General features: G+C 65.3%; 9 protein-coding genes and 1 pseudogene. 7 read left to right on the forward strand and 3 right to left on the reverse strand.

The annotated features are described in order from the left end of the window. Positions 1 to 451, forward strand: a 451-nt coding sequence (locus AB0H36_RS47325) for a hypothetical protein (protein ID WP_360538731.1), incomplete at its 5' end; no start/stop codon positions are given. Between the two features lie 586 nt (positions 452 to 1037). Here the strand turns inward: AB0H36_RS47325 and AB0H36_RS47330 are convergent. After that, positions 1038 to 1706, reverse strand: coding sequence for a Type 1 glutamine amidotransferase-like domain-containing protein (locus AB0H36_RS47330; protein ID WP_360538734.1), 669 nt, complete (start codon positions 1704 to 1706; stop codon positions 1038 to 1040). A 472-nt stretch (positions 1707 to 2178) separates the two neighbouring features. Here AB0H36_RS47330 and AB0H36_RS47335 point away from each other — a divergent pair, with 472 nt between their 5' ends. Further along, complete coding sequence (locus tag AB0H36_RS47335) at positions 2179 to 2496, forward strand: hypothetical protein (protein WP_360538737.1); 318 nt, start codon at positions 2179 to 2181, stop codon at positions 2494 to 2496. A gap of 251 nt (positions 2497 to 2747) precedes the next feature. On the opposite strand, the gene AB0H36_RS47340 is transcribed toward AB0H36_RS47335, so the two are convergent. Beyond that, complete coding sequence (locus AB0H36_RS47340) at positions 2748 to 3692, reverse strand: hypothetical protein (RefSeq protein WP_360538740.1); 945 nt, start codon at positions 3690 to 3692, stop codon at positions 2748 to 2750. A 1064-nt stretch (positions 3693 to 4756) separates the two neighbouring features. Here AB0H36_RS47340 and AB0H36_RS47345 point away from each other — a divergent pair. The 5 genes and pseudogenes from AB0H36_RS47345 to AB0H36_RS47365 all read left to right on the forward strand — a co-directional run bounded on the left by AB0H36_RS47345 (position 4757) and on the right by AB0H36_RS47365 (position 8342). Continuing rightward, positions 4757 to 5263, forward strand: a complete 507-nt coding sequence (locus AB0H36_RS47345; protein WP_360538743.1) for a SigE family RNA polymerase sigma factor — start codon at positions 4757 to 4759, stop codon at positions 5261 to 5263. Further along, positions 5260 to 5937: a hypothetical protein gene (locus AB0H36_RS47350; protein WP_360538746.1), complete on the forward strand. Its 678-nt coding sequence runs from the start codon at positions 5260 to 5262 to the stop codon at positions 5935 to 5937. Before AB0H36_RS47345 ends, AB0H36_RS47350 begins: the two co-directional genes overlap by 4 nt. 422 nt (positions 5938 to 6359) lie before the next feature. Beyond that, positions 6360 to 6781 (forward strand): annotated as a pseudogene (locus tag AB0H36_RS47355) (IS110 family transposase); the annotation flags it as partial. A gap of 315 nt (positions 6782 to 7096) precedes the next feature. Then, positions 7097 to 7585, forward strand: a complete 489-nt coding sequence (locus tag AB0H36_RS47360; RefSeq protein WP_360538755.1) for a transposase — start codon at positions 7097 to 7099, stop codon at positions 7583 to 7585. A gap of 175 nt (positions 7586 to 7760) precedes the next feature. After that, positions 7761 to 8342, forward strand: coding sequence for a hypothetical protein (locus AB0H36_RS47365; RefSeq protein WP_360538749.1), 582 nt, complete (start codon positions 7761 to 7763; stop codon positions 8340 to 8342). Between the two features lie 814 nt (positions 8343 to 9156). Here the strand turns inward: AB0H36_RS47365 and AB0H36_RS47370 are convergent. Further along, positions 9157 to 9501 carry a hypothetical protein gene (locus AB0H36_RS47370; protein ID WP_360538752.1) on the reverse strand — a complete coding sequence of 115 codons (345 nt, stop codon included), beginning with the start codon at positions 9499 to 9501 and terminating at the stop codon, positions 9157 to 9159. Positions 9502 to 9620 lie beyond the last annotated feature (119 nt).

The following is a 9620-nucleotide window of genomic DNA, read 5'->3' on the forward strand; positions in this document are numbered from 1 at the left end:
GCTCCCTCCCCGGCTCGGTTCAAGCCAGGATCTCTCCGGGAAGCTGGTCAATTTTCAGTTGCCGCCCACTGGTCAGTTTTCAGCTGCCGTCGACAGAAACCAGGCGGCTCCCATGACTGCTCTCATGACCACCGTCCGCATCGTTGTCGACCTGCTCGTACGGCAGGAGTACGACGTAATCGAGGCCATGACGCGTGGACATCGGCTGAGCGCAGAGGATATCCAGACGGCGATAGAGCGTTACGGCAGAACGCTGATAGCTCCGCCGGAGGATGGATGGAACGCGGTTGAGATCTATCGAGTCGAGTCGAGCAGTGCGCCGAGGTTCAGTGTCGATGTGCCGTTGTGGTCCAGAGAGGAAGGGCTTTCTGAGCTGACTTTGTCTCTCACGCTGCTCGAGTTCGCTCCAGGACTGTTCGAAACGCAGGTCGATGACCTGCGCGTCCAGTGAACAGCGCCAATCCAGCCAGCCGTCGAACCGGCTGAACCAGGCTTCCCACCCCGCTAGGGCTCGTCCGCCGGGCTTTCCTGTCCGCCGCTACGACCCTGGCTCGCTGTTGACAGGTACGTGTGAAGCGCGCGGGCAGTCCTCCGCATCGCCCCGATAGCTGCCGACCTCAGCGTTTGGACCGGTGCGGGTCAAGGGTCGAGCTTGCTCGATCGCTTGGAGACTTGGATTTCTTCGTCAAGACGGTGGCCCCGTCGGTCGCTGGAGACTGCAGACGGTTGGGGGTGTCGCGCCATGAGCACTGTCCATTAGGGCGCCGCTTGGCCTCCGCGGCTCACCGACGACATCGCCGGGTCCACACGACTCACCGAGCTGTTGTGCGCCGATGCGGGACAACCGGCGGAGGTCAGCATCGCGCTGCAGACCAACCGTGGACTGTTGGTGGCCACGACACTCGTCCGCCAGGTGATCTGCGACAGCCGAAAGGCAGGGCTCGCGGCATGAGCGGTCAGGGCTATGCCGTCGGTCGGCGGTGTGACCCAGCACGACGCACAGGAGGGGCGCTGGCACATCCGATAGCAGTCCACGGCTATGCGGGGAAGGCCTTCCAGTGTCCTTCGGAGATGACCTTGACGGTGCCGTCGGTCACCTTGATGGCGGTCTGGTCGTCGATCGCGTACGCCGGACCTGCGATGTCGGCGGCCCATCTCTCCGCATCGGCCATGGTGTTCTCCGGCATCTGCTCGTGGTCCAGGTGCGGGAAGATCGAGAAGTCGACGACCCCGAGCGTGCGGTCGTCCGGGGCAGACGGCCACGAGACGAAGTCGTCACCGATCCGCGGTGTCATCACCATGCTGCCGGCACTTATCCCTACCCAGACCGTCTCGGGCAGCGATGGCATGACCCGCGACAGCCCTGACTCCCGCATCCAGTGGCACAGGTACGTCGTGTCGCCGCCGTCGACCAGCAGCACGTCGGCCTCTCGGACCCAGGGCACCCACCGCTCCTCGCCGATGCTGGGCAGCGCGGTGAGCTCCAGGACGCCCAAGGACGCCCAGCCCAGGCTGGTCATCCTGTGAAACGGGGGCTCGCCGGCGACGGAGCTTCGCACCGTGGTGGGCCCGAGCATCGGGTGGCCCCACTGCGCCGTGGGGATGCAGAGCGCACGGGACTCGGAGATCGGCTTGCCCAGCAGCTCGACCAGCGCATCGCGGATGCTCTCGTTCGTAACGCCTCCGGATGTGAGAAGGAGCTTCACAACGCCTCCCGAGTTGAGCGCGACGGATTCGTGTGACATAGGCGCCGCGGACGCGTCATCGCCTGACTCCTCGTCTCGCCCTGTGGCGCCCTCGAATGGCCGCCATTCACCTGTTCTACGAACACTACGTTCCGGATCCGACAACCCCCGGCCAGTAGATCCGGTGGTTCTCCGCATGCCCGCACTGTCATCGGCAGATCTCTGCGCTGCTCCGACACGTGGAAAGACTTCTAGCCTGTCGCACATCAGTTGGCGGACATGTGTCACGGATCTGCTGGCGGATCACAGCTGTCCTCCGTCGACTGATGCGCGACACTCGTCCGCCAGGTGATCTGCGACAGTTGAAAGCCCGGATCGCGGCGTGAGAGTGCGACTCAGGTGTCCGGAGAGGCTGCCAACTACTTGACCACCGTGAGGGCGTGAGAGCCGGGCGACGGAGGCCATCACCATGGCGCATCGTTAGGGTGCACAGGTGACCGACCGAGTGAATGTTGACGAGAACGGAATCTGGCTGACCGATTCCGGTAGGAGGTTTGGCTACCCCTGGTCGGAGGTGAGGGGGGCGGGCATCTCCGTGTTGCTGCTGCCGCCGGACGCCAAGCGCCTCATCACGGTGGAGGTCGACCATGTCAGTGGCGATTTCCTGTCGATCACCGATGGGCTCGAGGGATTCAAGGAAGCAGTTGAGGCTCTCGTGGCGCGGAGCGGAGGCGAGCCGCCAAACCTGGCGACACTCTCCCCGGAGGACACTGTCAGCATCGCGTTAGTCGGCGAATCCCCCTCGGCGTAGGCACGTATCGCCACTTTGACGGCGCACGAGCATCGCTATTCGGGACATCCTCACCTCGGCAGTCCGTGCGTTGGCCGGCGTCCTGGTGGTGGCCAGGCTTCTAGCCTGTCGCGAATCAGTTCGCGGACATGTGTCGCGGATCTGTTGGCGGATCACAGCGACGATCCCGTCTGTCCTGCGTAGGGTGCGCGACATTTGTCCGCCACGTGATCTGCGACAATGAGCCTGCACGGATCGCCACCCAATCCCGCTCATCGTGGTAGCTGGGGAAGCACATATCCTTCGTCGCCCCAGAGGACGTGCCAGCCTTCGTCGAGCTCGTCAAGGCGCTGGTTCACCCATGCGATCGGGACCGCTCCGATGCCGGCCAGAATGTACGGCGCGTCCTCGGCGAACCTGTCCAGGTACTCCTGTCGGATCTGGGTCAAGACCCCTACTCTGCGGGTGTACTCGGGTGTGTCTGGGCCGCGTCCTCCGCGGCCGAATCCCCACATCGAGGTGTCGAACCCGTATCGCTCGGTCGGCCCCCTGGCTCCGCGGCCGCCGCGGCCGTCACCACGGCCACCGCCCGCGTCGCCTCCATCGCCACCGATGACTAGTGCGTCGTCACCAACGACGGTGCCGCTGCCGCCATGGCCACCACTACCGCCGGTACCGCCGCGTCCCGCATTGCCTCCGATGACCGTTCCACGGTTTCCGGAGATGGTGCCGCTTCCACCGTCGCCGCCGCGGCCACTCGCCTCGTCGTCGATGTTCAGGAACTGGGCACGGATGCCGACGAGCGCTGGCTGGTCCAGAAGACCGGTCACGCGTTCGAGGTGATACAGCGTCACGCGGTCCGGCCACGCGGCCTTGAGGATCTCTCGCTCCGCGAGCCGCAACTCTTGGTTCGTGACGAACACGAACGCCTCAGCGTCATTGCGCTCTCGAGCAGCCATGAGGTCAGAGGTGAACTTCGACTTGATGTCGACGAATGACTGCTCCCCCCGGGGAAAGTAGAACCCCCCGATGAAGCGGACGCCGTCGCGCACGCAGACAACGTCCTTACCGCCGTCTCGTCCCCCGAGCGGATGGCTCGGGTCGACCTCCATGAAACGTTCGGCCAGCAAAATCTGGACCGCGAGGCGCTCAGCTTGGACTTGCCCCGAGGTCCACTCGCGGAGTCGATGCCAGGTCTCGTCCCATCGCTTGCTCACGAGGGCAATTCTGACAGTGGGTGAGGTGCCCGGGACGGGATTCGAACCCGTATGCCTTTCGGCCGCGAGGTTGAAGTTCGACCAGCCGCGATTCCGGCAGGTCTACTGGGGTCCGTCTCGCGCTCACGGTGGGGATCGTCGTATGGCTGTCCGAACTGGGATGAACAGCGCCGAACTGCAACCACAAGTGCAACCATGCGGAAGGTCAGGCCGGACGGGGCAGGAGGGTGACAGGGAGCCTTCCTGCAGTGAACTGGGCTTCGGACTGGTAGGTGGTCAGTCGAAACGCGTTGCCGTTGAAGTGACATTCACCTCCGCGAGGTGACTCACCAGGCCGCGGTTGACGCGTACGCGTCAACCGTCATGGCAGTCCTCCGCCCCAGCGCGCTGGACCGCCTGATCTCTTCCAAGCCATGGGCGGGGTCACCTTGGCGGCTCACACAGCGCGACGCCTATTCCCTTATCTACAAGGGGTTCGCCGTCCTGGTTCTTGCGGGTTGGACCCACTTGAGGATCGTTGTTACCGGTGGTTCGCTCCCAAAATCCTCCCACTACCCCTCCAACCTGGGCGGGGCCTGGGTGACCATCGACGGATGGACCAAACTTGGACGATCGCAGAGTTGCACGAGGAACTGGAGCGGTTTGAACGGGCCGCCCGCGCTGCGGGGTTGGCTCACAACTCCGTTCGCACCTATGTCGATCGGTCACGATACTTCGTCCGTTGGCTTGCGGGTGACTTTCACTTCCAAGGTCCTCGGACGTAGTGACGCGCCGCATCGAGTGTGTTCGTCACCGACGCCTGCGACCAGGAGGGCTAGTGCTCCGCCGGCGACTCGAACCCCCTACCCGCGGATTGGGACTCGAGACCTGCGGTCGATGTGCGTCGGTCGCCGATACCGCCGTCTGACCTGGGAACTCTCACGCAGGGTAGTTGCCACCACTTGCCGTCATTCGGCGGCGTTTCGTATCCAAAGGGGGTGGCCAGAGAGGTGGTCTCAGCCCTCCCCTGGAGGCGTCTGTTACCTCCGATGGTCTCGTCGACGTCTATGGGGTAGGAGGTGGACATGGACGAAGGCCGTGACGAAGACTTCGTGCGTTTCGTGGAGGCGCGCGGCGCGAGCCTGACCAGGCTGGCCTTCGTGTTGTCAGGGGGCGACGAGCACCTCGCGCTGGACCTTGTCCAGGACACCCTGCTGAAGGCCTACCGCCGGTGGGACCGCGTCAGCGCAGCCGGTTCGGTGAACGCGTACGTCCGCAGAGTGTTGGTCAACGAGTTCCTGACCTGGCGGAGACGCGCCTCGTCGCGGGAGTCTCCGGTGCCAGCCGTTCCTGACGCGCCGGTTGTGGATCTGTTGCCGGAAGACACCTCGACGGACCTGTGGTCGCTGATCTGCCAGATGCCACCGCGTCAGCGTGCGGTTCTTGTCCTGCGGTACTACGAGGACCTGTCGGATCGGGAGATCGCGGACTTGCTGGATTACCGAGTGGGATCGGTCAAGGTCATCGCGGGCCGAGCTCTCAACGAGCTCCGCCGCAGGATTGGCCAGGATAGTGGAGGGAGCCGTCGATGACGGACCTGGAAAGTCGCGTGCGTGAATCCATCACATCCGCTGCCCAGGACGGCGCTCCCGCTCCTCCCGACGCGGCGGACCTCCTTGCCCGAGCGCATCGTGCCCGTACCGCCCGGCACCGTACCGCCACAGCAGGGATCGCGGCCGTCTTTGTCCTCGTGCTGTCCCTCATCGTCGTTCTGGTGGATCGCGAGGACCGCGGAGACATCCCGGCTGCCAGCCCAAGTGCGAGTCCAACCGCTACTCCAGATCAAGTTGGATGGAAAGTGCTTGAAGACAGCGGCCTCAGGATGAGCCTGCCTCCAGGAACCCTCGTCAATCCCTCGGTGTGCCTGAAGGACGGTCGGTCATACGTCCTCACCGCGGGCCACTCGTGCGGGAAGCCGAATACCGACGGGCCAGTCAAGCCTGCACCGGTGGTCATTTGGTTCCTTGGCGGTGAAGACCGAGTGGCGCCACCGCCGAAACCTCTGGTCCTGCAGACCTTGAACCGGGATGGTCTCTCGGGGTTCGTCGAGCCGATGGGCGACCCGGGCTTTCATTGGCAGACCCGTGGAGCGAGCTACACCTGGAAGCTAGTCGAAAACACGACAACGACCACGATTTACTTCTTTGGCAAGGACCTAGCGACAGCCCAACGAGTGATCGATTCCTTGCGGCTCGCACATCGTTGACGGTTACGTGTCAAGGCGCGCGGGCAGTTCCTCCCGCATCGCCCCGATAGCTGCCGTTTCGGTGCGGTGCGGGTCAAGTGTCGAAGATCCCGGAGGGACGCGGAGCGCTCTAATGGGTCTGTGTAGGCGCGGCTCGCGCCGCCGGTGTGGGTGATCACTTTGGCGCCCGGAGACTTGGATCTCTTCGTTGAGAAGCGTGGCCCCTGCCGGTGGCGGGCGCAGACTGTGGCTTGAGCCGCCGGCGGGATGACCACTCAAGCGCTCAGAAACCCTTTGATTTCTTCGTCAAGACGGTGGCCCCGCCGGTCGCTGGAGACCGCAGACGGCTGGTGGGGTGTCGCGCCATGAGCGCTGTCCATTAGGGCGCCGCGTGGGCTCCGCGGCTCAGCCATACGAGGGTGGAGAGTAGGGAGGGATGGCGGATGGTGATCTTCTGTGGGATCGACTGGGCCGAGCACCACCACGATGTGGCGATTGTCGATGCAGGCGGCGGGGTGCTGGTCAAACGTCGCATCACCGACGACATCGCCGGATTCACACGACTTACCGAGCTGATATGTGGCGATATGGGACAGCCGGCGGAGGTCAGCATCGCTCTCGAGACCGACCGTGGATTGTTGGTGGCGGCGTTGCGGGGGCGGGTTATCGGGTGTTCGCGATCAACCCGAAGGCGGTGGACCGGTACCGCGACCGCTACGCGGTCTCGGGTGCGAAGTCGGATGCGGCGGATGCGCTGGTGCTGGCGAATCTGTTGCGCACCGATGCGTCGCGGCATCGGGAGCTGGCCTGCGATACGGCCGCGGTGGAGGCGATCGCGGTACTGGCCCGCGCGCATCAGGACGCGGTCCGCACCCGGCTCCGCGATGTCGGCCGGTTGCGGTCGGTGTTGCGCGAATTCTTCCCGGCGGCGCTGAACGCGTTCCCGAACCTGGCCACCAAGACGGCGTTGCTGATCCTGGCGGCCGCACCGACCCCGCGCCAGGCCCGGGCGCTCCGCCGCGACCGGAATCGGGACCTGCTGACAGCGGCGGGACGAATCTGTCTGCGCCGCAGCGAGATCGAGCGGCTGCAGAAGACGTTCGCCGCCCCACAACTGCACCAGCCGGCGGCAGTGGAGGACGCGATGGGTGTCGCGGTGCGATCGATCGTCACCACACTGATGGGCACCGACGCCGCCATCGTTGAACTCCAGGCCGCGTTGACGGCGCGGTTTGACAACCACCCGGACGCCGAGATCCTGCGAAGTCTGCCCGGGCTCGGTGTGGTCCTCGGGGGCCGGGTGCTGGGCGAGTTCGGAGACGACCTGGACCGCTTCCTCGATGCTGCCAGCCGGCGCCGCTACGCCGGAACCGCCCCGGTCACCCGCGCCTCGGGCGAGTCCCGCGTCGTGCTGCTGCGCCGGGCCCGCAATCAACGGCTGGCCGACGCCTGCCGATGGTGGGCGTTCAACGCTATGCAGCACTCCGACGGGGCGATGGCCTACTACCGGCGCCGCCGCGCCGCCGGCGACACCCACGAAGCCGCGCTGCGTCGCCTCGGCAGCAAGCTCGTCGGGCAACTCCACCACTGCCTCCAACACCGCAAGCGCTATCGAGAAGACATCGCCTGGCCCACCACCGGCCAGGACACTTCACCGACCGCGGCCTGAGCCACCGCCCGGACAGCCGCCGAACCACGGGGCGCAGCGGCGGGGTCAAGGGCTGCCGCCAGGCAGACGCGCAGCGTCGCGAAGCGCCCTTGACGCGGCCGCGAAGACCCGCACCATCACCGGCGCCGGAAGGTGGCGACCCACTGACGACGTTGCGGCAGCAATAATCAGGCCGGTGAGCGATAACCCGGTCGACGCAGTCACGCTGACGGTAGGCGATTACAGCATCGTCGTCGGCACACCGCCACCAGACCTGCTGGCCCACTACCTCGCCCATGCCCGCCTCGTCGACGACTTCCCTGCAACCGATAACCGGTTGTCGGTTGGCTATTGCTACGTGGCCATCGGAACCGGCGACTGGCCAGAGCTCGTGGTCACTCAACACTTCGGCCCCGCCGGAACTGGCTTCACCCCGGGCGTGCTATTCGTACCGGACACAACTGCGCTGTTCATCGGTGCCGGCTCCAGGCTCCTGGGCTACCGTCGCGACTCCGCGGGCGAGTGGCGTCCTATCTTCGTTGACGAAGCCGACCTGGGCTTTTGGGCCTGGCGCCAGTACGGCAACGTCGTCCTCATGTCGGCAGAACTCGAGCTCGCAGCGTGGAGCACCAGCGGCGCGAAGTTGTGGGCCACCTTCGTTGAACCACCGTGGTCCTACCGACTCGTCGGCGAGGAAATCCACCTCGATGTGATGGGCAAACACACCGCCTTCAACAAGCACACCGGACCAAGCGGAGAGTCTCCCACCGCAGAGTAGCAACCCCGCAATCCCGCTCAGATCGAAACGGCCTGCCAAAACGGGCGACCGCAATCGGCAGAGACCATGCCTTGCCAGCCACACCCGTGGGGTGTCTTGACGCGTGCCGGGCCGGGCCGTCCCTTCCATGATTGCTAACGGGGCGATGTGGGAGCCCACCAGCAGACGGGAGCATGCCGCAACAACGGGGACGGCGGGTGGCCGGCCTTTTCAGCGAGCGGTGCACCGACAGGGTGTCGATTGTTGATGGCGAGTTGTGCTGTATTCGACTCGGCACCCTGTTGGCACGTGCGCGCCAAGCCAAGGGACGCGCCCAGAACGAAGCGCTAGCGGAGTGGCGGGCAGGCGTCCCGCGCTGTGGTGGCGGCGCGCTTTCGGGCCCTGGAGGGGCCCGTCTTGAAGACGTAGAGAAACTTGTCAGGCGCCAGAAACTGTCGCTGCAGCCAGGACGGTTAGGTGTCCTCCGTCAGGTGATGCGCGACACTCGTCCGCCAGGTGATCTGCGACAGTCGAAAGCACGGATCGCGGCTGCCAGATCCGTGCGTTTGTGGACGGCAGAACCTGGGCGGGGCGCCGATCCCTAGAGGTAGTCCCGCCAGAACGGAACTGGCGTCTGCGGTTCCTGGAACTCGTGGGCCACGTAGTCTTCGAGGTCCAGTCCGTAGACCATCATGTCGGTCAGGTGATGCACGGACACGACGGGCTGTCCGGCTGTGCCTCGACCTGCGGGAAGGTAGCGGTGGGCGTACACGGGGATGAGCCGCGGTACGTCGGCCAGCCGTCGTTGCGCCTTGGATACCGCTGACTCAAGGGTTTACGGACGCTTGCCCCAGTCGGAGTGCCATCCGCCGCCGGTGATGTGGCGCATGATGCATTCGGTCGGCCAATTCACTTGCTGGCGTAGCGTGTCCGAGTCGGAGGTCCGCCAGTCAGGCCAACCCCAGCTCGCCTTGTCTGGGTCCTCGTCGTGACCTGTCGTCCAGGCGGGCAGGCCGGCGGTGAGGAAGGCTCGATGGTCGTCGGCGAACTCGAACCCGAATCGTTGCTCGACACGAGCGAGCTCCGTCTCGCTGAGGCCCGGCTGGATCTCGGTTGTTCCCAGCCGCACCAGGCGTTCCGCAGCCCTGAGTCCAACGCTGGCATCCGGTGCGGCCGTCACGGGACGCAGCCTAGCCGCCCGCCTGGGTCGGCATGGTTGGCTTCACTCTCGGCGGCAAATGAGGATGTCTTGGCAGGCGCTGCCTGAGTCGATGGCGTCGTGGAAACCATGTGGCCCTT

Source organism: Kribbella sp. NPDC050820, from assembly GCF_040653975.1.
Classification (GTDB): domain Bacteria; phylum Actinomycetota; class Actinomycetes; order Propionibacteriales; family Kribbellaceae; genus Kribbella.